Raw genomic sequence first — 21413 nt, 5'->3', positions numbered from 1 at the left:
GAAGTGCACATGATCGTGCAGGTTCACGCGCTGGACGCCCCGCTGCGGCCGGGCCCACGCTGAGAGGACAGGAACCTGCAGAAAGAGGTGGTTGACGTGACGATCATGCACAGTCCGCACTGGGACTCGACGAAGCAAACGCAGCAGTACGTCGGCCAGCACGATCCGCAGATCGAGTGGACCACCGAGACCGCTCCCGGGTCGGACCTCCTCGACGGCCCGCCGGCGCACGAGGTGTCGTGGACCGACCCGGTCACCGGTGCCCGCGGCTACCTCGTCGTGCACACCCTCGTCGGTGGTCTCGCCACCGGGGGTACCCGCATGCGGCCGGGGTGCACGATCTCCGAGGTCGGTGACCTCGCCCGGGGGATGGCCACCAAGACGGCCGTCTTCGGTCTGCCCGTCGGTGGGGCGAAGGGAGGCATCGACTTCGACCCCAGGGACCCGGAAGCGGTGGGTGTGCTCGAGCGCTTCTGCTCGGCGATGCTGCCGTGGCTCGACGGCCACTGGGTCACCGCGGAGGACCTCGGTGTGGCGCAGTCCCGCATCGACGAGGTCTTCGCCAGGCTCGGGCTCGGTCAGTCCTACCACGCAGCCATCGAGCGCTCGCCCCGACCGAGCAAGACCCTGCAGCGCGTGCGTGCCGGCATGGACGCCCGAACCGACGACGACCTGCAGCTCGGTGAGGTCATCGGTGGCTACGGTGTCGCCGAGGCGTGCCTCGGTGTCGTCGACTCCCTGGGCTGGGAGATCGGCACGACGAGCGTCGCCATCCAGGGCGTGGGCACCATGGGCGGGGCCGCGGCCTTCTACCTGCACGAGGCAGGGGTGAAGGTCGTGGCGCTCGCGGACGCCGCCGGCACCCTGTCCGACCCCGAGGGGCTGGACGTGCCGACGCTGCTCGAGCTGCGTGACGAGTACGGCGAGATCGACCGCGCGCGGATCCCCGAGGGCGTCGAGCAGCTGCCGCGCGAGGCGGTCCTCTCGGCCCGGGCCGACATCTTCGTCCCCGCGGCGATCTCGTACGCGATCCGCGAGGAGAACGCCTCCGAGATCACCGCGAAGGTCGTCGTCGAGGCGGCCAACGCGGCGACCACCTACGAGGCCGAGGCGATGCTCATCGGCAACGGTGTCCCGGTCATCCCCGACTTCGTCGCCAACGCCGGTGCGGCCGCATGGGCCTGGTGGCTGCTCCAGGGGCAGGTCGGTGACCACCCGGACGACTCCTTCGCCCGGCTGAAGACGGAGATGCGCTCCAAGGTGGCCGTCATGCTCGCCGAGTGGCGGGGGATGGGTGTCTCGCCACGCGACACCGGTCGGGTCATCGCATCGACAAACCACGCCGGACTCGCCGGGGCCGAGATCACCGTCCCCTGACGCGGGGCCACGACGCCTCGGGCAGGGAAGGGGGGGAGCCATGCGGTCCGTGGCTCCCCTCCGGCGTCGGCCGCCGGGCCCCGACGAGCGTTGTGAGAGTGTGGAGCATGGTTGATGTGGGCATTCGCGTTCTCGACGAGGACGCGTGGAGTGATTACCGCGACGTCCGGTTGGCGGCGCTGCGGGAGGCGCCGAGTGCGTTCGTGGCCCGGGTCGAGGACGAGGCCGCCCAGGACGAGAGCTTCTGGCGGGCACGGATGCGCCGGGCCCACCGCATCGTCGCCGAGCGCGGTGGCGAGCCGGTGGGCACCGCGAGCGTGGGGCTGCACGATGCCGATCCCGGCACCGGCGAGGTGTTCGGCCTGTGGACCGCGCCGACGGTTCGGGGCCAGCACGTGGCCCGGCGTCTGGTGTCGACTGCCCGCGACCACGCCGCCGAGGACGGTCTGCGACTCCTCTACTTCTGGGTTGTCTCGGACAACGCCGCAGCGATCGGCTTCGCGAGCAGGTTCGGCTTCCGTCCGACGGCGAAGCGCCGACCGGTGCGAGTTCCCGATGGCGCCAGCGAGAAGGACGTCGACGAGGTCGCCATGGTGCTGCCGCTGTCGTCGGACCCCACGCAGGTGGCAAGTCCCCTGTCCTGACCTCCCCCGCTGGCGACGAGGTCAGTCGACCGGCTCGGTGCGCTTCGTGACGAGCCGGTCGACGGCGTCGTCGAGGTGCGCGAGCAGCGCGGCCTTCACCGCGGCGGGAGAGTCGTCGAGGAAGGCGCGGGCGAGGGCCTCGTGCTCGTGGACCTGGGTGTCCAGGTCGGGGTACGTGGTGCGCAGCTCACCCAGGCACAGGCGGGTCTCGACGAGCAGCGTGCGCATCGCACGGATGAGCCGGGGGCTGTGCGAGCACTCGACGAGCGCCTCGTGGAAGGCCTGGTCGGCGTCCGACACCCCGGGCCCGTCTGCGCGGGTGGCGGCGCGGCGCATCCGAGCGATGCTCGGCTGGACGGCCCGGTGCAGCTGCTCACGACGGCGCTGCCGGAGGACGACCTCGATCGCGCCGCGCTCGATGACCGAGCGGGTGCGGTAGACGTCGCGGACGTCGTCGAGGGTCAGCTCGGCGACGAAGACGCCACGGTTGGCGATCGCCTCCAGCACCCCCTCGGACACCAGCCGTTGCATCGCCTCACGCAGGGGGCCCCGCGAGACGGAGAAGCGCTCGGCGAGGTCGGCCTCACCGAGCTGGTCACCCGGCTCGAGCGAACCGGACATGATCGCCGCACGGAGCTCGCCGGCGATGTGCTCGACCGTGGAGCGCCGTCGGACAGGCTTGAGGTCCTCGAGTGTCATGAGCCTGCCTCCGTCCGGAAGAGGGCGCCGAGCTGCGGGGCCGAGGGGGTCGCTCCGACCAGCCGCAGTCCCTGCCAGATCGTCACCTGGTTGGCGGTGAGCACCGGCTTGCCGAGCCGGGTCTCCAGCTCCGGTATGACCGCAAGGGTGTGCATCGCGGTGTCCGGCACGAGCAGGGCCTGCGCGTCGGGGTGGTCGTTGGCCGCGGCGAGCTCGACGACCTGCTCGGGGGTGAGGGTGCCGACCTCGGCCGCCGTGTCGATTCCCGCGCTCGACAGGGCCACCACCCGGGTGCCGTTCGCGTCGAGGTAGTCGACGAAGAGGGAGGCGACCTCCTGCGGGTAGCTGGCGGCGACGGCGACCCTCGACACCCCGAGGTGGGCCAGTGCCGCGACGAAGGCCGCGCTCGTGCTCGACGCCGGCACACCGGCGGCATGGGTGAGGGCCGCGATCTGGCTCTCGACCCCCTTCGGGCCGTAGACGAAGCTGCCGGATGTGCAGGCCCACACGACCGCGTCGGGGTGGTGTCTGGACAGCTCCTCGGCGCCCCCGGCGAGCCGCTCCGGACTGCCCAGGTCGAGCAGCTGGGGGACCGCGTGCAGGTCGGTGCCGTAGATGTGCGCCACAGGGAGGTCGACCCCCAGCAGCTCGGCGGCCCACGGGTACTCGTCCTCGGCCGCGTGGTCGGGATAGATCATGCCGATCGTGTGGCTCATGGCTCCTCCTGGAAGACGTCGCGCAACCACTTCCCGGGCCCGACCATCGGCAGCCCCATCCGCCCGAGGCAGGCCCAGACGGTGAGCTGGTTGGCGGTGAGCACGGGTTTGCCGAGCTCGCGCTCGAGTGGCGTGATGATGTCGTAGGTCGGCAGGTTGGTGCAGGAGACGAAGATGGCGTCCGCCTGGGGGTCGTCGGCGGCGAGGATCTGCTCGACGACGGTGCGGTAGTTGACCCGCCAGATGCCGCCGCCGAGGCCGAGGTAGTGCGAGTGGATCACCTCGACGTCCAGCGCGGCGAGAAAGGAGCCGAGTCGGTCGGTCAGCTCCTGGTCGTAGGGGGTGACCACCGACATCCGTCGTGGGCCCAGCCTCTCGACGGCCTCGATGAGGGCGCCGGAGGTGGTGACCGCCATGGGGGCGCCGGCGTCGAGGATCGCCTGGCGCAGCGAGGCCTCGTACTCCGGTCCGTGGATGAAGCTGCCCGAGGTGCACAGGTAGGCCACGACCTCGGGGTCGACGCCGAGGACGTCGCGGGTGGCCTTCTGCAGGTGCTCCTTGCCGGAGACGAGCTCGGCCTGCTCGAGGCTGACCGAGACGGGTTCGAAGGGGGTCCGCGCCAGGTGGAAGCTGACCTCGAGCGGCGCCCAGCGCCACAGCTCCCGCTCCAGGGCGAGGTCGAAGGGCGCGATGATGCCGATCCCGCGTTGGGCCAACGGCCCCTCGAACTCGACGTCTGTCAGCTCCACGCAGGGCCCCTCTCTCATCGGGCAGCGAGATTGCCGGATTGTTGACAATCTAGGGAGCGGGCTCCTAGGTTGTCAACATGTCGACAACGCCCGTCGTCGTGGTCCTCCACAACGAGAATCGCCCGTCCGTGGACGCCCTCGCGCCGGTGACCGAGCGGGCAGATGTCCGCTTCACGCAGGCCCCGGGGCTCGCCGAGGCGATGGACGGCGCCGATGTCGTCTTCGCCTACGACTTCCTCAGCACGGCGCTCGCCGAGGCCTGGCACGCGGCCGGGTCGCTGCAGTGGGTGCACATCGCGGCAGCCGGGGTGGACCCGCTGATGACGCCCGAGGTGCGCGAGAGCGACGTCGTCATCACCAACTCCCGCGGCGTCTTCGACGACGCGATCGCCGAGTACGTCCTGGGCCAGGTCCTCTCCTTCGCCAAGGACCTGCCTCGCTCGCTGCGACTGCAGGACGAGGCCACCTGGCAGCACCGCGAGTCGGAGCGGGTCGCGGGGACGCGCGCGCTCGTCGTCGGGACCGGGCCGATCGGCCGGGCCGTCGCGCGCCTCCTGCGTGCCGCCGGCCTCGAGGTGTCGGGATCCGGGCGAAGGGAGCGGACCGGCGACCCGGACTTCGGCGACGTCAGCGCCACCGAGGACCTCCACGAGGCGCTCGGCCAGGCGGACTGGGTGGTCGCGATCGCGCCGTTGACCGACCAGACCGCAGGGATGTTCGACGCGCACGCCTTCGCCGCCATGCAGCCGCACGCCCGCTTCGTCAACGTCGGCCGTGGCGAGCTGGTGCGGACCGGTGACCTGGTCGACGCCCTCCGCTCCGAGCAGATCGCCGGCGCCGCCCTCGACGTGGTCGACCCGGAGCCGCTGCCGGGGGACCACCCGCTGTGGACCCTGCCGAACGTCATGATCACCCCACACAACTCCGGCGACTTCGTCGGCTGGCGTGACGCACTGGTCGATCTCTTCGCCGAGAACTTCGTGCGCTGGGTCGAGGGTCGTTCGCTGGACAACGTCGTCGACACGTCGCTGGGCTACGTTCCGACCACCGGGAGCTGAGAGATGAACCCAACCGAGATGACCGCCGTCGAGCTCGTCGCCGCCTACGGCGCGAAGGAGCTCTCGCCCGTCGAGGCGACCAATGCGGTCGTCGACCGCATCGAGGAGGCCGACGGCGAGATCAACGCCTTCTGCCTCGTCGACCGGGAGAGCGCCTTGGAGCAGGCGCGTGCCTCCGAGGCGCGCTGGCAGGCCGGGACGCCCCAGGGACTGCTGGACGGTGTGCCGACCTCGATCAAGGACATCTTCCTCACCAAGGGCTGGCCGACGCTGCGTGGTTCCAAGGCGATCGACCCCGACCAGCCGTGGGAGGTCGATGCCCCCGTCACCGCACGGCTGCGCGCCGACGGGATGGTCTTCGTCGGGAAGAACACGACACCGGAGCTGGCGTGGAAGGGCGTCACCGACTCGCCGCTGACGGGGGTCACCCGCAACCCCGTCGACCCCCGGACGACCGCCGGGGGCTCCTCGGGAGGAGCCTCGGCGGCGATCGCCGCGGGGATGGGGCCGGTTTGCGTGGGCACCGACGCCGGTGGCAGCGTGCGCATCCCGGCCTCGTTCTGCGGGATCGTCGGTTTCAAACCAACCCACGGCCGGGTCCCGATGTACCCGGCGAGCCCCTTCGGGCCGCTGGCGCACGCCGGCCCGATGACGCGCACCGTCGAGGACGCGGCGCTGCTGATGGACATCATCTCGCTGCCCGACCATCGCGACCCGACCGCGCTCGCCCCACCGCGGCTGACCTTCCGGGGGGAGTTCAACCGCGAGGTCACCGGGCTCCCGGTGGCCTACTCCAAGACGCTCGGGTACGTGTCGGTCGACGAGGAGGTCGGGCGGATCTGCGACGAGGTCGTCGCGAGGATCGATGCAGCGGGGATGCCCGTCACGGCTGTCGACCCCGGCTTCGAGGACCCGCTCGAGCCCTTCAAGCTCCTGTGGGGCGCCAGTGCGGCAACCCTGCTGCGGACCATGCCCGGCGTTCGCGAGACCATCGACCCCGGCCTGGGACAGGCGTGGGACGTGGGCGAGGCGGCGAGCGCCGTCGATGTCTTCGAGGCGCGTGCCGTGGCCGCAGCGCTCGGCATCACGATGGGAGCCTTCCACGAGGAGCACAACGTGCTCATCACGCCGACGATGCCGATCCCGGCCTTCGAGGCCGGCCACGACGTGCCGCCGGGGAGCGGGATGACCCACTGGGCGGACTGGACCCCCTTCACCTACCCCTTCAACATGACCCAGCAGCCGGCGATCAGCATCCCCGTCGGCACCACCTCTGCGGGGTTGCCGGTCGGGCTGCAGATCATCGGGCCGCGCCACTCCGACGACCTCGTCCTGGCCGTCGCGCGCTTCGTGGAGTGGCTGCTGACCACCTGACAGCACGCCGGTCCTCTCCACGCCGATCGGCCCCACTGCACGAGCAGCGGGGCCGATCAGCGTGTGGTGGACCGGGACGTCCCGTCGTGGCCGGGCCGGCGAGCCATGACCGGGTTGTGGCGCGGCCGTCGCGAGGTTTCCCGGCCATCGCGGGGTACCGGGGCCGAGCTGCCCGTCGTCCGGCGTTGCCGGTCTTCGCCACCGCCCGGCCCACGGCATGGCGAAGGGGGTGACCCGCCGATCACCGGCGGGTCACCCCCTTCGCTGTGCTCAGGCCCGCGCGAAGGTCAGCCGTTCCCCGGCGAAGCCGTTGCGCCACAGGTCGTTGCAGGCCTCGGCCATCTCGGGCAGGCCCTCCTCGATCGTGGCGAAGACCGACCCGGGTACCCAACCGAGGTCGCCGTTGATGAGCAGGTTGTTGCGGCCGTAGAAGATCGCCAGGTCGGTCGCGCCCTGCTCCGCGTGCGCCGTCGACCCCGGGTCGTACCCGTAGGCGGGGTTGCCGATCTCCCACGGCTCGAAGTCGAAGAGGCACACGTCCCCCGGGATCGGGGTGATCGTCGGGTTCTCCCGGTGTGGCGCCGCCGTGATCCGTGGGACGAGCGTGTAGACCTCGTTGCGCGCGTACTTGGCGTGGAAGGCGTCGCTGCCCGTCGGCAGCGCCTGCCACACCGCCTCGCAGGTCAGCGGCGCCTCGTCATCGAGCAGGCGCGCCCGGGCGGTCACCCCCCGCGACTCGAGCGTGATCGTGACGTACCGGGCTGCCATCTCAGACCTCCGCCAGGACCTCGGACCAGATGCCCAGGGCCTCGTCGACCTGCTCGGCCGTGACCACGAGCGGCGGGATCATCCGCACGGTGTTCATGTACGCGCCGCAGGTGAGCAGGAGCAGGCCCTTGGTCGCCGCGAGCTGCTGAGCCGCCTTGGCGCGCTCGGCGTCCGGCTGGCCGTCGGCGGTGGTGAACTCGCTGCCGACGAGCAGCCCGAGGCCGCGCACGTCGCCGACGCCGTCGACTGCTGCGGACTTCGCCCCGTCGAGCAGCTGGTGGCCGCGCTCGGCGGCGTTGGCGACCAGCCCCTCCTCCTCGATGACCCCGAGGGTGGCGACGGCGGCGGCGCAGGCCACGGCGTTGGCGCCGTAGGTGCCGCCCTGCGAGCCGGCCCAGGCCTTGGCCATGAGCTCCTCGGTCGCGGCGATCCCGGAGATCGGGAAGCCGGAGGCGATGCCCTTGGCGAGGGTGATGACGTCCGGCTGCACGTCGAAGTGCTGGTGGCCGAACATCCTGCCGGTGCGGCCGAAGCCCGCCTGGACCTCGTCCATGACCAGGACGATGCCGTGCTTGTCGGCACGCTCGCGCAGCCCCTGGAAGAAGGCGGTGTTGCCCGGGATGTAGCCCCCTTCGCCGAGGATCGGCTCGACCACGAAGGCGGCGGTCTCCTCCGGGGAGGTGAGCGTCGCGAAGATGAAGTCCAGCTCCTGGAGGGCGAAGCGGGTCGCCTCCTCCTCGGTCCATCCGTAGCGGTAGGCGGTGGGGAAGGGGGCGACGTGCACCCCGCCCATGAGCGGGCTGAATCCCGCCGAGAAGCGGGTGCCCGACGTCGTCATCGTCGCCGTCGCGACCGTGCGGCCGTGGAAGCCGCCGTGGAAGACGATGACGTTGGGCCGGCCGGTGGCCTGACGGCTCAGGCGCAGCGATGCCTCCAGCGCCTCGCTGCCGGAGTTGGCGAAGAAGAGCGAGTTCAGGTGCGAGGGCAGGACCCCGTCCAGCTTCTCGACGAGCTCCAGCAGTGGCTTGTGCATCACGGTGGTGTACTGGCCGTGGATGAGCTTGCCGACCTGCTCCTGCGCGGCGGCGACGACCTTCGGGTGGCAGTGGCCCGTGCTCACGACGCCGATGCCGGCGGTGAAGTCGAGGAAGCGACGACCGTCCGAGTCGAAGACCTCGCAACCGAGTGCGTGGTCGACGGTCACGGGGGTGGCCTGCTTGAGAAGGGGGGACAGCGCTGTCATCGATAACCTCCAGATTGGTTGTCTGATTGTTGACAATACTTCTAGGATGGTGGCAACGGCAAGGACACGACGAAGGAGCCAGGCGATGCAGGACACCCAGATCACGCAGGACCGCGAGCGGGAGGCCATCGAGTCGGTTCCCACCGGCCTCTTCATCGGGGGGGAGTGGCGCCCGACTGCCGCCACGCTGCCGGTCATCGACCCGTCCACCGGCACGGTCCTGTGCGAGATCGCCGACGCGACTCCCCAGGAGGCCTCGGCCGCCCTGGACGCCGCCGTCGAGGCGCAACCCGGGTGGGCCGCGTCTGCGCCCCGGGAGCGCAGCGAGATCCTCACCCGCGCCTACGACCTGCTCATCGAGGAGAGTGAGCGGCTGGCGCTGATCATGACCCTCGAGATGGGCAAGCCCCTGGCCGAGGCCCGCGGTGAGGTCACCTACGCAGCCGAGTTCTTCCGGTGGTTCGCCGAGGAGGCCGTGCGCATCGACGGCGGGTTCATGACGGCGCCCGCCGGCGGGTCACGCTTCCTGGTGTCGAAGGAGCCGGTCGGTCCGTGCATCCTCATCACGCCGTGGAACTTCCCGATGGCCATGGGTACCCGCAAGATCGGCCCGGCCATCGCGGCCGGATGCACCTCGGTGATCAAGCCGGCCTCGCAGACGCCGCTGTCGACGCTCGCGCTCGTCGAGATCCTCGAGCGGGCCGGCCTGCCCAAGGGCGTGGTCAACGTCGTGACGACGAGCAAGACCGACGACGTGATGACTCCGCTGATCCTCGACCCCCGCTCGCGCAAGCTCTCCTTCACCGGGTCCACCCCGGTCGGCAAGCACCTGCTCGAGCTCGCCGCGAAGACGGTCATGCGCACGTCGATGGAGCTCGGTGGCAATGCCCCCTTCATCGTCTTCGACGACGCGGACCTCGACGCCGCCGTCGAGGGGGCGATGCTGGCCAAGATGCGCAACATCGGCCAGGCCTGCACGGCCGCCAACCGGATCCTCGTCCAGCGTCCGGTCGCCGAGGAGTTCTCCCGTCGGCTCACCGAGCGGATGGGTGCGCTCGGGATGGGACGAGGAGTCGAGGAGGGCGTCGTCGTCGGGCCGCTGGTCAACCAGGGGGCGGTCGACAAGGTCGACGAGCTCGTCCGCGACGCCGTCTCGCGCGGTGCCACGGCACAACTCGGGGGCGAGCCGTCCGACCGGGAGGGCTACTTCTACCCGGCCACCGTCCTCACCGGGGTCCCTGCCGACGCCGAGCTCGCCAGCACCGAGATCTTCGGTCCGGTCGCCGCGATCGGCGAGTTCGACACCGAGGAGGAGGCGATCGCACTGGCGAACGACACCCCCTTCGGTCTGGTCTCCTACGTCTTCACCCAGGGCTTGGACCGGGGCTTCCGGGTCAGCCGGGCGCTCGAGGCGGGCATGGTCGGCCTCAACATGGGGGTCGTGTCCAACCCGGCCGCGCCCTTCGGCGGGATCAAGGAGTCCGGTGTCGGCCGCGAGGGTGGTTTCGTCGGGATCGACGAGTTCCTGGAGATGAAGTACATCGGCGTCAAGATGTGAGAGGTCACCTGGGCCCCAGGATTATCGGGTGACCCGTTAATCCCCTGCTTCGCAGGAGTTTGTGACTCCGGTGAAGCAGGGGAAACTCTGGGAAAGCGGTGCAGCTCAGACGGCAGGATGGCGCCATGACACTCCAGCACATCGCCCTCGAGTCCGATTGGCTGCACGCGCAGCAGACGGGCAGCTACCCGGTCTCGACACGGGGGCAGCTCATCGCTGATGTCGGCTTCACGCACTGCAGCTCACCCGAGCAGACGGCGGGGGTCCGGGAGCGGTTCTATACCGACGTGACCGAACCACTGCTCCTGCTCACCCTGGACGAGCCCGCGCTCGTGGCCCACGGCCTCGACGTGCGCTGGGAGCCACCGGCAGCCGGTGTCGACGAACTCTTCCCGCACGTCTACGGCGGCGAGCTGCCGGTGGCCTGCGTGGGCGAGGTGTCCCCCCTTCGCTGAGGCGGCCGGTCAGTCCTTGGCGATGTCGGCGACCGTGGCCGAGGTGAGTGCCACGAGGTCCGAAGGGGGCAGCTCCAGGTCGAGGCCGCGTCGCCCTCCGCTGACGAAGACCGTGGTGTGGAGCCCGGCCGTGGTGTCCACGACCGTGGTCAGGGTGCGCTTCTGTCCGATCGGGCTGATCCCGCCGACGACGTAGCCGGTCGTCCTCTCAGCGAGGGCGGGGTCGGCCATGCTGGCCCTCTTGGCGCCGACCGCGGCCGCCAGCGCCTTGAGGTCGAGCTGCCCGGTTACCGGGACGATGCCCACGACGAGACCGTGGTGCGCGGACAGGTCGGTCTGCGCGAGGAGGGTCTTGTACACCCGCTCCGGCGCGACACCGATCGCCTCGGCCGCCTCCAGCCCGTAGGACTGCGCCGCCGGGTCGTGCTCGTAGGGGTGCTCGGTGAACTCGACGCCGGCCGCCGCCAGCGCTCGCACAGCGGGTGTGGCTCCACCGGCCCTGCTCCTCCTGCCCATGGGGACAGCCTGCCCCACCAGCGGTGGGAAGGGGGCCCTTTCGAGCGGGGTCGGCCGCGGGGTGGCTCGGCGGGTCAGGTCCCGCAGTAGGTGACGTAGCCGTGGGTGAAGTCTGAGTCGGCGGGCTCGGCGTAGCGCTCTCGCCCCTCCTGCTCCACGAAGGGTGAGCCGGTCACCTCCAGGAGCTGCGCGAAGGGGGCGAGGTCCCCCGCGTGGGCCGCGGCGAGGGCCTCCTCGACGAGATGGTTGCGGGGGATGTGGATCGGGTTGGTCCCGTCCATGAGCGCGTGGCGGGACCCGACCGGCTCTCCTTCGCTCTCGAGGCGGTCCAGCCACCGCTTCCGCCACTGCTGCCAGCGCGGCACGTCCTCGATGCGGTCCAGGGTCGGCGTCGGCTCCTGGCGCAGCACCCGGGCCAGGTCCCGGAAGAGATTCGTGAAGTCCAGCGTCTCCTCCTTCGCGATCATCAGCACGTCCTCGACGAGCTCGCGGTCCTCGGTCCCCACCCGGACGAGCCCGAGCTTGGGCCGGAAGGCGTCCAACCACGCTTCTTCGTGGATCCCGGCGAAGGCCTGGACGCGCTCCTGCGCCTCGGTCATGAGCGCATCCGGCTCGCCCTCGGCCAGCGGCAGCAGGCACTCGGCCAAGCGGGCCAGCCCCCACATCGCCATCGCCGGCTGCGCGGAGTAGCGGTAGCGCCCCATGGCGTCCACGCTGCTGAAGAAGGTCGCCGGGTCGTAGGCGTCGAGGAAGGCGCACGGACCGTAGTCGATCGTCTCGCCCGAGAGGGTCATGTTGTCGGTGTTCATCACGCCGTGGATGAAGCCCAGGGACATCCACCGCGCGACGAGCCTGGCCTGGCGCTCGACGACCGCGGACAGCAGGGCCATCGGGTCGTGCTGTGCCAGATCGGGGTAGTGGCGGGCGCGGACGTACTCGACGGTGTCGGCGAGCTGCTCGCGGCTGCCCCGGGTGGCGAGGAGCACGAGGGTGCCGATGCGCAGGTGCGAGGAGGCGACCCGGGTGAGCACGGCACCGGGGAGCGGCCGCTCGCGCTGCACTCGCTCGCCGGTCGCCACGGCCGCCAGGGCCCGGGTCGTCGGGACACCGACCGCGTGCATGAACTCCGCGACGAGGTACTCCCGCAGCACCGGGCCGGTGACCGCGCGTCCGTCACCCGCCCGGGAGAAGGGGGTGCGTCCCGACCCCTTGAGTGCGAGGTCCCGGCGTCGGCCGCGGGTGTCGACGACTTCGCCGAGCAGGTGCGCGCGGCCGTCGCCGAGCACCGGGGTGAGCTGCCCGAACTGGTGCCCGGCGTAGGCCTGGGCAATCGGCTCGGAGCCCTCGGCGAGGGCGTTGCCCGCGAGGACCGCCACCCCCTCCGGCGAGCGGAGGCCGCCGGAGTCGAGGCCGAGCTCGACGGCGAGGTCCTCGTTGAGCGCGAGCAACTCGGGAGATCGCACCGGGACCGGGTCGACCCGCGCCCCGAGCCAGCCGAGGTCGCGGACGTAGGTGTTGTCAAAGGGCCACCTCATGCATCCACCTTCGCACGCGCGGACAACGCTGGCCTCACGCCCGGGGACGCCGCCGCGCCGGTCGGGGCCGGGTCACGCGTGCTCGGCCGTGTAGCTCAACTTGAGCTGGCCCTTCTTGGTGCGCACGCGAGTGATCTCGATGTCGGTGAGGTCCCCCGTGGTGCGCACGTGGGTGCCACCGCACGGGTCGGTCTGCAGACCCTCGATCGTGACCCTGCGTACTCCGTCCGCGTCGACCTCGGCGGCATAGGGCAGGTCGGCGGCGACGAGCTCGAGGGCCCGGTCGAGGACGGCCGCGATCAGCGACGCCTTGGCCTCCTCCCCGTCCGGGAGGGTTCCACCGTCCACGTCATACAGCAGGAAGGCCTGGCCCGGGGTGTGACTCAGCCCGACGTTGACGAAGCCGAGCGGCAGGACGCAGGCATCGAGGAGGTGCCCCGCGGAGTGGAGTGCCGCATGACGGCGCCGTACCTCGGGGTCGATCGCCACGTGTACCGGGTCACCGACGGCGGGGAGCGTGCCCTCGGGGTGCAGCCAGACGGCCCCGGGGTCCTTGCTCACGGAGACCGGTCGCGAGTCCACGGTGGCGACGTCGTCGGGCTGACCACCCCCCTTCGGGTGGACGATGCCGTCGCGCACGGCGATGCCGGGCGCCGGCTCCTCGCACACCTCGATGACCTCGGTCTCGACCTCGAAGAGGTAGGTGTCCTCCCAGTACCTGCGGTGCTGCTCCATGACGCCATTGAAGCAGGACCGTCAGGGCGCCACCCGATGGCGCGACGGACACCCGCGCGTCACCCGGGCGTGGTATTGATCGTTCATGCAGCAGAACCTCCGCGAGTACATCGACCGGCTGGTGGCCGAGGGCTACACCGTCCGCGACGACCAGGGGGACGACCCGCAGCTCATCGCGCCGGACGGCAAGGCCGTGGAGACGTGGCGGGAGAACTATCCCTACGAGACGCTGATGACGCGCAACGACTACGACGTCGAGAAGTACCTGCTGCAGATCGAGCTGCTGAAGTTCCAGTACTGGGTGCAGGACACCGGCAGGAAGTTCGTCGTCCTCTTCGAGGGGCGCGATGCCGCTGGCAAGGGCGGGACCATCAAGCGCTTCACCGAGCACCTCAATCCCCGCGGTGCCCGGGTGGTCGCGCTGACCAGGCCCAGCGAGCGCGAGGAGGGGCAGTGGTACTTCCAGCGCTACATCCAGCACCTGCCGACCAGCGGCGAGATCGTCCTCTTCGACCGGTCCTGGTACAACCGCGCCGGCGTGGAGCGGGTGATGGGCTTTTGCACCGACGAGGAGTACGAGACCTTCATGGACCAGGCGCCCAGGGTCGAGCGGATGCTCGCCGAGGCCGGGGTGCACGTGACCAAGCTGTGGTTCTCGGTGACCCAGCAGGAGCAGCGCACCCGCTTCGCCATCCGGCAGATCGACCCGGTGCGTCGGTGGAAGCTCTCGCCCATCGACCTGGAGAGCCTCGACAAGTGGGACGCCTACACCGGGGCCAAGGAGGCGATGTTCGAGCGGACCGACACCAAGCGCGCCCCGTGGATGGTCATCAAGTCCAACGACAAGAAGCGTGGCCGGATCAACGCGATGCGCTTCTTCCTCAACCAGTTCGACTACGAGGGCAAGGACCCCTCGATCGTCTTCGCCCCGGACGCGCAGGTCGTCGCGCGAGGAAAGAAGGTCGTCGGTGACTGAGCCCGGGTCGTCGGCGCCCGCCACGCACTGACCGCCAGGAGCAGGGCGGCGGCCGCGTAGACCAGGCCGAAGGCCATCCGTCCCGTCGGTGGCAGGTAGAACTGCGGCAGGACGAGCGCCGCGGTCAGCGCGAGGGGCCACCCGGCCCAGGTGGGGCCGGTCCACCGACCGGCCCGCACGGCACCGTGCCATGCCAGTGCCGTGGCCAGGGCGGACACCGCGAGCAGCGCCAGCCCGAGCCCGAAGCTGGTCAGCGCGGCGGGGTGGTTGCGTACCTGGTCGACGAGCGACAGCGCCTGTGGATCGGATGGCCCGAGTCGGCCGATGGCGTGCAGGGCAAAGGTCTCTGCACCGAAGTAGGGCAGGACCAGGACCGCTCCGGCCAGACCGCTCCAGCGGGCTAGCCGGGTCGTGGTGGTCGACAGCAGGTCGTTGATCCGCAGGCCGACGCGGGCCAGCTGCACCAGGGACAGCGCTCCGGCGAGGTGGGCGACGACCCACCACGAGCTGGCGAAGGCCGCGGCAGCCTGCGGTGTCGTCGCCGAACCACCGTCGCCGTAGGGGCGCAGCAACAGGTAGGCGGCCATGAGCAGGCCGGATGCTGCGGCCGGCATGGCGAGGTGTCGGGTGGTCGTCGGTCGCATCGTCGTCGTCCCTTCATGTGAGAGAGCGGTGCTCTCGTATTTGTGGAGTATGGATGACGGTGCGACTCCTGGCAAGAGCAGTGCTCTCGGTTGTGTCATCATCGGTGCATGGGCGGAGTCAGGGAGCAGTCGCGAGAGCGCACCAGGGCGGCGATCCTCGCGGCAGCACGCGCGGAGATCGCATCACGCGGTGGAGGAGGCCTGTCCATGCGTGCGGTCGCGCGCGAGGTCGGCATGGTCTCCTCGGCCGTCTACCGGTACTTCCCCACGCGGGAGGCGCTGCTCACCGCGATGATCGTCGAGAGCTACTACGGGCTGGCCGCGGCCCTGGGCGAGGTGCGGGCGCGACGACCCGACAGGCGTTGGAAGGCTCTCGGCCACGCCTTTCGTGGCTGGGCCGTCGCCAACCCGCACGAGTTCCAGCTGGTCTACGGCACCCCGATCCCGGGCTACGTCGCTCCTGCGGAGACCGTCCCGGCCGCCGAGGCCGTGGCAGTCCACTTCCTCCAGGCGGCGAAGGGGGCCGAGGTCGCCTCCTTCTCCCATCGAGGGTTGGTCCGCCAGGTGGTCGGGCTCGCGGACGTCGGTGGCGCCACCGGCAGCGGCGCGGCCGCCGTGCTCGCCGAGCTGGCGGCGCTCGTCGGTTTCGTCTCCCTGGAGCTCGCCGGCCACTTCGTCGGGACGGTCGATCCCGCTGACCACCTCTACGCGGCGCTCCTCCATCGGCAGGTCGACACCCTCGCTCTCGTCCGCGTGGGGTGAGCATGCTCCGTGCGGCCGCAGGTGCCGCGCGGTCGACCGATGGCGCAGACTGTGGCCGTGTCCACTCCCGAGCCCTCACCGCGCACCGCCCGTGCACCCCGTCGTCGCCAAGAGCTCGCCGACATCGGCCCGCTCGCGCAGCTGCGTGCCGGACGGCTGGCCCTGCGGCTCCCGCTGCTGCTCGTCGGGCTCTTCCTCTACGGGGCGTCGATGGCGATGGTCATCCGCGCCACGCTCGGGCAGATCCCGTGGGATGTGCTGCACGTCGGAGTCTCGAAGCACGTCCCACTGAGCTTCGGCACGATCGTCATCGGGGTCTCCCTGCTGGTCCTCCTCGGATGGATCCCGCTGCGCCAGAAGCCGGGCATCGGCACGATCGGCAATGCCCTGCTCATCGGGCCCTCCGCCGACATCGTGCTGTCCGTCCTGGAGCCGCCGGAGGATCTCGGCTGGCGGGTCGCGCTCCTCCTGGGCGGGGTGGTCCTCAACGGCATCGCCACCGGCATGTACATCGGCTCGCAGTTCGGCCCCGGCCCGCGTGACGGCCTGATGACCGGCCTCGCGCGGGTCACCGGTGGTTCGCTGCGGGTGGTGCGCACCGGTATCGAGGTCAGCGTCGTGGTCGTCGGCTGGTTCCTCGGCGGCGTCGTCGGCATCGGCACGGTGCTCTACGCGGTCGCGATCGGTCCGCTCGCGCAGCTCTTCCTCCCGCTCTTCACCGTCGACCTGCGGGTGCCGCGTCCGGATGGCGGACCCACCGAAACATAACTGGACATTATGTCTTCACCTATGTGAGGTTATGTCTTGGTCATGAGTCCCAGCGCGAAGCCCCGGCTGGCTGGGCGGCAACCCTCCACCCTCGGTGGGGTGCCCCGGGTGAGGACCTGGACGCGTGCCGACCGGCCGCGTCAAGCGCGGGTTCACCAGAGCCCTGGACGAAAGAGTCATGCCATGAGCCAGACGATCGACGACACCGCAATCAGCCCGAACCGCCTGACCACCTCGGTCACCGGCGCCCTGAAGCGCGGCACCGCCACCGAGGTCACCCTCTCGGCGCGACAGCACACCTTCACCATCGACGAGCCGGCCGGGCTCGGCGGGACCGACCTGGGCGCCAACCCGGTCGAGCACCTCCTGGCCGCGCTCGCCTCGTGCACCGTCATCACCTACCAGGTGTGGGCGGAGAAGTTGGGCCTCACGCTCGACGGCGTCGATGTGGCACTCACCGGCGACATCGACCTGAACGGCTTCTTCGGCACCGGCGAGGGGGTCCGCGCCGGCTTCCAGGGCATTGACCTGGCCGTCACCCTGACCGGCCCGGAGAGCGACGCGTCCTACCGCCGTCTCGAGGAGGCCGTGGCCACGCACTGCCCCGTCGCGGACAACCTCACCAACGGTGTCCCCGTGCGCACGACGCTCGAGCTGGCCCCCGTCTGAGCGACCCGGCTCCGTCCCGGCAGGGGAGCCAGCCGCACCTCGTGTGGCTAGCAGCACGCGCTGCTGGCCACACGACGCCAGCACGTCGCAGGGTCAGCGCACGACCTCGCGCAGACTGCCGTCGACCCGTCGGGTCCACCCGCGGGAGTCGAGGTGCTCCATGAGCGGTACCGCGACGCGCCGGGTGGTCCCGAGGGCCTGCCGTGCGGCGCTGAGCGTGAAGGGCTGCTCCAGTCCGGCCAGCACCCGCATCGCGCGTGCCGGCCCGTCGGGCAGCAGCACGACGTCGTCGGGCAACCGCAGGATCCGCCCCAACCGCTCGGCCGCGGCGAGCTGGGTGGTTCCCAGCCCGAGGTCGGCCAGCTCACGGCGCTCCGGGGTGACGAAGGGGGTCTGCCGCAGCTTCTCCTCCACGGCCCGGATGCCGGCCTCGGCCTCGCCGAGGCCGGCGGCGCGGGGGGCATGGACGCGACCGTCGGTGATCGACAGTCCGGCGATCGTGACCAGGTGACGCACGAGGTCCCCCGCAGGGGGGTGGATCTCGTGCGGCAGGTTGCCGCCGTGGTCCCGCGTGCGCAGGTGGACCGGCAACCTCAGTGCTCGGGCCGCCTCGGCCACGGTGATTCCCGCACTCAGCGGCTGCCGGCGGTGGTGCTCGGTGATGTGGTCGACGAGCCGCTCGCGCCAGGTCGACAGGGCCGTGCTGTCGACCCACCACCGACCCACCGCGACGGCGTCGGTGGGTGACCCGGTCCCGAGCTGCTCCAGGAGCGCGGAGTGCTCAGCGCTGCGCGTGCGAACGCGCACGTCGGCGAGCGAGTGGTCGCTCGCCGCGGTGACGAGGGCATCACCCCGGGCGGCGGCGGCCCCGCGACGGTGCAAGGGCAGCGGGTCGACGTCCAGCACCCGCACCGACCACAGTCGTCGGCTACCGGGATCACGCAGGATCGCACGGTCTCCCACGCGCCAGGGCAGGTCCGCGTCAGCGGTCAGGCGTGCAGCGCCCGTGCCGAGCGGGCGTACGTGGACGCTCACGTCCGCGGACCCGACGTGCAGCGTCGCCACCTCGGGTGACGCGCCTCCGTCGCCGGGGGAGCCCCCTTCGTCCCCGTCGACGGGGACCAGCGCGACGTCCACGACACGGGCGAGCGGGAAGGCTCCCGGCGTCAGCAGCGCGACCGAGCGGGAGACGTCGTCGGTGCGGCGCAGGTTGACCGCGACCCGGGAGACCGGGCCGACCTCGTCGCGCGCGCTGTCCTGGCTGTGCAGTCCGCGCACGGTCACCTCGCGGGTGGTGCCGTGGTCGAGGAGGGTCAGCCGGTCACCGCTGTGCAGGGTGCCCGCGCCGAGGGTGCCGGTGACCACGGTGCCCGCCCCGGAGATCGTGAAGGAGCGGTCGCCCCACAACCGCACCGGCGCGTCGGGGTCGGGCGGTGGCATCCGGGTGACGAGCGCGTCCAGTCCGCTGCGCACCGCGTCCAGACCGTCACCGGTCACGGCCGAGACCTCGTAGGCCGGCACGTCGAGCCCGGCAGCCGCGAGGCGACGCGAGGCCTGCGAGCGCACCCGCGCCCGCCGGCCGGCCTCGGCGAGGTCGCACCGGGTGAGCACGAGCAGCCCGTCGGTGATCCCGAGAGCCTGCACCGCCGCGAGGTGCTCCCTGCTCTGCTCCTGCCACCCCTGGTCCGCGGCGACGACGAAGACCACCGTCGGTGCCGGACCGAGCCCCGAGAGCATCGTCCCGACGAACCGCTGGTGCCCCGGCACGTCGACGAAGGCCACCTCGGTCCCGCCCGGCAGAGTCGTCCACGCGTAGCCGAGCTCGATGGTCAGGCCGCGCTTGCGCTCCTGGACGAGCCGGTCCGGGTCGCGCCCGGTGAGTGCCCGCACGAGGGTGGACTTGCCGTGGTCGACGTGCCCGGCCGTGGCCAGCACCCGCCTCACGAAGGGAGCCCTTCTCCGCTCCCGGCCCCGTCGCCGGGGACGTCGGGCACATCACCGAGGGCGGCTCGCACCGCTGCCCCGACGTCGGCGTCGCGGTCGGCGGGGATGCAGCGCAGGTCGATCAGACCGCGTCCGTCGTCGACCCTGGCGAGGACGGCCGGCGTGCCGGCGGGCGGCGTCCGCAGGCGCTCGACGACCTCGACGGGCACCTCGACGGCCCATCCCGGCAGGGGCACTCCCGGGGCGCCGCCTCCTCCGACGCGACCCTCGACCGCGACGACACCCCGCCCCAGCGCGGCGGCCAGCGCCTGCGTCCTGGGTCTCAGCTCGACGGCGCTCGCGTGCAGCGCCCTCGTCGCCGGCGGGGTCGGCCCCCGCAGGGTCGCCTCGAGCGCGGCGATCGTCAGCTTGTCGATGCGCAGGGCCCGGGCGAGCGGGTGGCGGCGCAGGGTCTCGACGATCTCGGCAGCACCGAGGGCCAGGCCCGCCTGGGGCCCGCCGAGGAGCTTGTCACCGCTGGCGGTGACGATCGTCGCCCCGTGCCGCAGAGCGGTGCTCGCGTCCGGCTCGTCCGGGAGCAGCGGGTCGGGCGCGAGCAGGCCGGACCCGATGTCGGCGACGAGCGGGACGGGGGAACCGTCGGGACGCACGGCGCCGCGCAGTTCCTCGTACCCCACCGCCGTGGTGAAGCCGTCGACCCGGAAGTTGCTCGGGTGGGCCTTGAGGATGCACCCGGTGTCGGGGCTGATCGCCTCCAGGTAGTCGCGCACGTGGGTGCGGTTGGTCGTGCCGACCTCGCGCAGTCGGGCGCCGGTCGAGGTGATGAGGTCCGGCAGCCGGAAACCGTCCCCGATCTCGATCATCTCCCCGCGGGAGACGATGACCTCCGCGCCGGCGGCCAGCGCGGTCGTCGCGAGGACCAGGGCGGCGGCGCCGTTGTTGACCACGAGCGCGTCGCCGGCGTCGGGCACCGCCTCCCGCAGGGCGGCGAGTGCTCCGGCACCACGTCGACCGCGGGCTCCGGAGGTCAGGTCCATCTCCACGTCCACGTGACCGGCGGCATCGACGACGGCCTCGACGGCACTGGGAGACAAGGGTGCTCGTCCGATGTTGGTGTGGATGACGACGCCGGTCGCGTTGAGGACGGCAGTGAGGGACGAGGCGCGCTTCGGGAGGCCGGCGAGGGCCGTGGCGGCCACGTCGCCCGGGGGGATCTCCCCACGCCGGGCGCGGTCCTGGGCGCGGTTGACGGCGGTGCGCACCGTGGCGCGACCCAGGGTCGCGGCGGCGGCGACGAAGGGGGGCTCGGCCAGGAGCGCGTCCGTGCGGGGTATCGCCCGACGAGGGTCGATCGTGGTCACCTCGTGCTCCCTTCGTCGGGGCTGGCCCTTCCCGTGTCACAACAGGGTGTCACCCGAGCGCACCCGTCGTGACACGGGCAGTGTGTGGCGGAGACGGACGGGAATCGAACCCGCCAGACCGAGATGCTCGGCCTCACCGGTGTTGAAGACCGGGGGGACCACCAGGAACCCAGACGCCTCCACGGCCAACCATAGGACCTCACTGGTGGGCGTGCGCCTTCAGGCCCGAACGGCATCGTGCCCGCCGTCGAGGTCGACGCGGACCAGCGCGGCGGTCAACCGGGCCAGGTCGTCACCGTCGACGAGCGCGGCGAGGTTCTCCGGGTCGGTGGGCAGGCCGACCGCTCGGGCTCCCCGGCGCACCCGGCCGTCGACCTGCGGTCGCAGGTCGGGCCAGACCGCCTGGACCTCACGGCAGAAGATCCCCGACCCGGTCGGGCCGACGCGGGGGAACTCCTCGAGAAGGGAACGCAGGCTCCCTTCGTCCTCGGCCGTCTCGTGCAGCCGGCGCAGATCGCCGCGCCACCGCTCCTGCAGCAGCTGGGCCATCTGCGCCAGGTACGTCGCCGTGCTCTCGTCGTACCGGCGATAGCCCCCGCGACCGAGCGCGTCCACCCGCTCCCGCCACGTCGAGTCGAGAAGGTGCTGCGGGGTGGTCCACCCGGCCCCGAGCAGCTCGCGCATCGTGGCCACGGCGACGGAGGCGCCGATGGGCGCCGCGAAGAGCTGGGTCAGGCAGAGCAGCTGGAAGAGCGGAGCCGGCGTGTCCCGCAGTCGGATCCCGGCCTCGTCCGCGTAGGTGGTGCCGTGCTCGCGCAGCAGGCGATCGACGGTGTCCCGGTGGCTCATGCGTGCGTCGTAC

Annotated in this window: 22 protein-coding genes, 1 tRNA gene and 1 riboswitch; of the genes, 10 read left to right on the top strand and 13 right to left on the bottom strand. The window is 71.5% G+C overall.

What is annotated here, in order from left to right; genetic code table 11:
• Positions 1–105: 105 nt before the first annotated feature.
• Together V1351_RS15115 and V1351_RS15110 are read left to right on the top strand one after the other, a co-directional pair.
• On the top strand, positions 106–1377 hold the full coding sequence (locus V1351_RS15115) for a Glu/Leu/Phe/Val dehydrogenase dimerization domain-containing protein (RefSeq protein ID WP_338752567.1): 1272 nt from the start codon (positions 106–108) through the stop codon (positions 1375–1377).
• A gap of 107 nt (positions 1378–1484) precedes the next feature.
• Complete coding sequence (locus V1351_RS15110) at positions 1485–2021, top strand: GNAT family N-acetyltransferase (RefSeq protein ID WP_338749048.1); 537 nt, start codon at positions 1485–1487, stop codon at positions 2019–2021.
• Between the two features lie 21 nt (positions 2022–2042).
• Here the strand turns inward: V1351_RS15110 and V1351_RS15105 are convergent, their stop codons facing one another.
• From V1351_RS15105 to V1351_RS15095, 3 genes are read right to left on the bottom strand one after another with little or no spacing between them, the layout of a single operon-like run.
• Positions 2043–2720 (bottom strand): GntR family transcriptional regulator, encoded by a 678-nt coding sequence (locus V1351_RS15105; RefSeq protein ID WP_338749046.1) that lies wholly within the window; start codon positions 2718–2720, stop codon positions 2043–2045.
• Positions 2717–3436, bottom strand: a complete 720-nt coding sequence (locus V1351_RS15100) for a maleate cis-trans isomerase family protein (protein WP_338749044.1) — start codon at positions 3434–3436, stop codon at positions 2717–2719. The genes V1351_RS15105 and V1351_RS15100 overlap by 4 nt, the downstream gene beginning before the upstream one ends.
• On the bottom strand, positions 3433–4185 hold the full coding sequence (locus tag V1351_RS15095) for a maleate cis-trans isomerase family protein (protein ID WP_338749042.1): 753 nt from the start codon (positions 4183–4185) through the stop codon (positions 3433–3435). Before V1351_RS15095 ends, V1351_RS15100 begins: the two co-directional genes overlap by 4 nt.
• Positions 4186–4262: 77 nt before the next feature.
• On the opposite strand from V1351_RS15095, the gene V1351_RS15090 reads away from it, so the two are divergent.
• Together V1351_RS15090 and V1351_RS15085 are read left to right on the top strand one after the other, a co-directional pair.
• On the top strand, positions 4263–5243 hold the full coding sequence (locus V1351_RS15090) for a D-2-hydroxyacid dehydrogenase (protein WP_338749040.1): 981 nt from the start codon (positions 4263–4265) through the stop codon (positions 5241–5243).
• 3 nt (positions 5244–5246) lie between these two features.
• Positions 5247–6617, top strand: a complete 1371-nt coding sequence (locus V1351_RS15085) for an amidase (RefSeq protein ID WP_338749038.1) — start codon at positions 5247–5249, stop codon at positions 6615–6617.
• A gap of 270 nt (positions 6618–6887) precedes the next feature.
• On the opposite strand, the gene V1351_RS15080 is transcribed toward V1351_RS15085, so the two are convergent.
• Both V1351_RS15080 and V1351_RS15075 read right to left on the bottom strand, forming a co-directional pair.
• Positions 6888–7385 carry a DUF3830 family protein gene (locus V1351_RS15080; RefSeq protein ID WP_338749036.1) on the bottom strand — a complete coding sequence of 166 codons (498 nt, stop codon included), beginning with the start codon at positions 7383–7385 and terminating at the stop codon, positions 6888–6890.
• Position 7386: 1 nt separating this feature from the next.
• Entirely contained in the window at positions 7387–8628 is a 1242-nt protein-coding gene (locus V1351_RS15075; protein ID WP_338749034.1) for an aspartate aminotransferase family protein, read from the bottom strand.
• Between the two features lie 85 nt (positions 8629–8713).
• Here V1351_RS15075 and V1351_RS15070 point away from each other — a divergent pair, with 85 nt between their 5' ends.
• Both V1351_RS15070 and V1351_RS15065 read left to right on the top strand, forming a co-directional pair.
• The gene (locus tag V1351_RS15070; RefSeq protein WP_338749032.1) at positions 8714–10186 is read left to right on the top strand and encodes an NAD-dependent succinate-semialdehyde dehydrogenase; all 1473 of its coding nucleotides are present in this window, start codon (positions 8714–8716) and stop codon (positions 10184–10186) included.
• 125 nt (positions 10187–10311) lie between these two features.
• Positions 10312–10641 carry a DUF952 domain-containing protein gene (locus tag V1351_RS15065; RefSeq protein WP_338749030.1) on the top strand — a complete coding sequence of 110 codons (330 nt, stop codon included), beginning with the start codon at positions 10312–10314 and terminating at the stop codon, positions 10639–10641.
• A 9-nt stretch (positions 10642–10650) separates the two neighbouring features.
• Here the strand turns inward: V1351_RS15065 and ybaK are convergent, their stop codons facing one another.
• From ybaK to V1351_RS15050, 3 genes are all read right to left on the bottom strand, one after another.
• Positions 10651–11157 (bottom strand): Cys-tRNA(Pro) deacylase, encoded by a 507-nt coding sequence (ybaK, locus tag V1351_RS15060; protein ID WP_338749028.1) that lies wholly within the window; start codon positions 11155–11157, stop codon positions 10651–10653.
• Positions 11158–11231: 74 nt separating this feature from the next.
• Positions 11232–12692 (bottom strand): protein adenylyltransferase SelO, encoded by a 1461-nt coding sequence (locus tag V1351_RS15055; RefSeq protein WP_338749026.1) that lies wholly within the window; start codon positions 12690–12692, stop codon positions 11232–11234.
• Positions 12693–12764: 72 nt separating this feature from the next.
• Positions 12765–13427, bottom strand: coding sequence for a hypothetical protein (locus tag V1351_RS15050; RefSeq protein WP_338749024.1), 663 nt, complete (start codon positions 13425–13427; stop codon positions 12765–12767).
• An 85-nt stretch (positions 13428–13512) separates the two neighbouring features.
• Between V1351_RS15050 and ppk2 the strand changes: the two genes are divergently transcribed.
• On the top strand, positions 13513–14403 hold the full coding sequence (gene ppk2, locus V1351_RS15045) for a polyphosphate kinase 2 (protein ID WP_338749022.1): 891 nt from the start codon (positions 13513–13515) through the stop codon (positions 14401–14403).
• On the opposite strand, the gene V1351_RS15040 is transcribed toward ppk2, so the two are convergent.
• Positions 14322–15047 (bottom strand): hypothetical protein, encoded by a 726-nt coding sequence (locus V1351_RS15040; protein ID WP_338749020.1) that lies wholly within the window; start codon positions 15045–15047, stop codon positions 14322–14324. The two genes, ppk2 and V1351_RS15040, sit on opposite strands and share 82 nt — an antisense overlap.
• A 108-nt stretch (positions 15048–15155) precedes the next feature.
• On the opposite strand from V1351_RS15040, the gene V1351_RS15035 reads away from it, so the two are divergent.
• The 3 genes from V1351_RS15035 to V1351_RS15025 all read left to right on the top strand — a co-directional run bounded on the left by V1351_RS15035 (position 15156) and on the right by V1351_RS15025 (position 17246).
• On the top strand, positions 15156–15809 hold the full coding sequence (locus V1351_RS15035; RefSeq protein ID WP_338749018.1) for a TetR/AcrR family transcriptional regulator: 654 nt from the start codon (positions 15156–15158) through the stop codon (positions 15807–15809).
• 39 nt (positions 15810–15848) lie between these two features.
• A complete protein-coding gene (locus tag V1351_RS15030; protein ID WP_338749016.1) occupies positions 15849–16577 on the top strand; it encodes a YczE/YyaS/YitT family protein in 729 nt (242 codons plus the stop codon).
• A gap of 38 nt (positions 16578–16615) precedes the next feature.
• Positions 16616–16730: riboswitch (SAM riboswitch) on the top strand.
• Positions 16731–16760: 30 nt separating this feature from the next.
• On the top strand, positions 16761–17246 hold the full coding sequence (locus tag V1351_RS15025) for an OsmC family protein (RefSeq protein ID WP_338749014.1): 486 nt from the start codon (positions 16761–16763) through the stop codon (positions 17244–17246).
• 93 nt (positions 17247–17339) lie between these two features.
• On the opposite strand, the gene V1351_RS15020 is transcribed toward V1351_RS15025, so the two are convergent.
• The 4 genes from V1351_RS15020 to V1351_RS15005 form a co-directional block, all read right to left on the bottom strand.
• Positions 17340–19190 (bottom strand): SelB C-terminal domain-containing protein, encoded by a 1851-nt coding sequence (locus tag V1351_RS15020; protein ID WP_338749012.1) that lies wholly within the window; start codon positions 19188–19190, stop codon positions 17340–17342.
• Complete coding sequence (selA, locus tag V1351_RS15015; RefSeq protein WP_338749010.1) at positions 19187–20551, bottom strand: L-seryl-tRNA(Sec) selenium transferase; 1365 nt, start codon at positions 20549–20551, stop codon at positions 19187–19189. The genes V1351_RS15020 and selA overlap by 4 nt, the downstream gene beginning before the upstream one ends.
• 85 nt (positions 20552–20636) lie before the next feature.
• Positions 20637–20732: transfer RNA gene (locus V1351_RS15010), tRNA-Sec, on the bottom strand.
• A 38-nt stretch (positions 20733–20770) separates the two neighbouring features.
• Positions 20771–21400 (bottom strand): endonuclease, encoded by a 630-nt coding sequence (locus V1351_RS15005; RefSeq protein WP_338749008.1) that lies wholly within the window; start codon positions 21398–21400, stop codon positions 20771–20773.
• Between the last annotated feature and the right edge of the window lie 13 nt (positions 21401–21413).

Source organism: Janibacter sp. A1S7 (assembly GCF_037198315.1).
Lineage (GTDB): Bacteria > Actinomycetota > Actinomycetes > Actinomycetales > Dermatophilaceae > Janibacter > Janibacter alittae.
The sequence above is the reverse complement of the archived record's forward strand: the minus strand, read 5'-3'. Positions and strand labels throughout refer to the sequence as shown.

Coding starts and splice junctions, on each gene's coding strand:
- V1351_RS15055 (WP_338749026.1), bottom strand. CDS start 12,692: ATGAGGTGGCCCTTTGACAACACCTACGTCCGCGACCTCGGCTGGCTC.
- V1351_RS15100 (WP_338749044.1), bottom strand. CDS start 3,436: ATGAGCCACACGATCGGCATGATCTATCCCGACCACGCGGCCGAGGAC.
- ybaK (WP_338749028.1), bottom strand. CDS start 11,157: ATGGGCAGGAGGAGCAGGGCCGGTGGAGCCACACCCGCTGTGCGAGCG.
- V1351_RS15075 (WP_338749034.1), bottom strand. CDS start 8,628: ATGACAGCGCTGTCCCCCCTTCTCAAGCAGGCCACCCCCGTGACCGTC.
- V1351_RS15080 (WP_338749036.1), bottom strand. CDS start 7,385: ATGGCAGCCCGGTACGTCACGATCACGCTCGAGTCGCGGGGGGTGACC.
- V1351_RS15050 (WP_338749024.1), bottom strand. CDS start 13,427: ATGGAGCAGCACCGCAGGTACTGGGAGGACACCTACCTCTTCGAGGTC.
- V1351_RS15105 (WP_338749046.1), bottom strand. CDS start 2,720: ATGACACTCGAGGACCTCAAGCCTGTCCGACGGCGCTCCACGGTCGAG.
- V1351_RS15110 (WP_338749048.1), top strand. CDS start 1,485: ATGGTTGATGTGGGCATTCGCGTTCTCGACGAGGACGCGTGGAGTGAT.
- V1351_RS15115 (WP_338752567.1), top strand. CDS start 106: ATGCACAGTCCGCACTGGGACTCGACGAAGCAAACGCAGCAGTACGTC.
- V1351_RS15085 (WP_338749038.1), top strand. CDS start 5,247: ATGAACCCAACCGAGATGACCGCCGTCGAGCTCGTCGCCGCCTACGGC.
- V1351_RS15035 (WP_338749018.1), top strand. CDS start 15,156: ATGGGCGGAGTCAGGGAGCAGTCGCGAGAGCGCACCAGGGCGGCGATC.
- V1351_RS15025 (WP_338749014.1), top strand. CDS start 16,761: ATGAGCCAGACGATCGACGACACCGCAATCAGCCCGAACCGCCTGACC.
- V1351_RS15070 (WP_338749032.1), top strand. CDS start 8,714: ATGCAGGACACCCAGATCACGCAGGACCGCGAGCGGGAGGCCATCGAG.
- V1351_RS15090 (WP_338749040.1), top strand. CDS start 4,263: ATGTCGACAACGCCCGTCGTCGTGGTCCTCCACAACGAGAATCGCCCG.
- V1351_RS15040 (WP_338749020.1), bottom strand. CDS start 15,047: ATGCGACCGACGACCACCCGACACCTCGCCATGCCGGCCGCAGCATCC.
- V1351_RS15005 (WP_338749008.1), bottom strand. CDS start 21,400: ATGAGCCACCGGGACACCGTCGATCGCCTGCTGCGCGAGCACGGCACC.
- ppk2 (WP_338749022.1), top strand. CDS start 13,513: ATGCAGCAGAACCTCCGCGAGTACATCGACCGGCTGGTGGCCGAGGGC.
- V1351_RS15065 (WP_338749030.1), top strand. CDS start 10,312: ATGACACTCCAGCACATCGCCCTCGAGTCCGATTGGCTGCACGCGCAG.
- V1351_RS15030 (WP_338749016.1), top strand. CDS start 15,849: ATGGCGCAGACTGTGGCCGTGTCCACTCCCGAGCCCTCACCGCGCACC.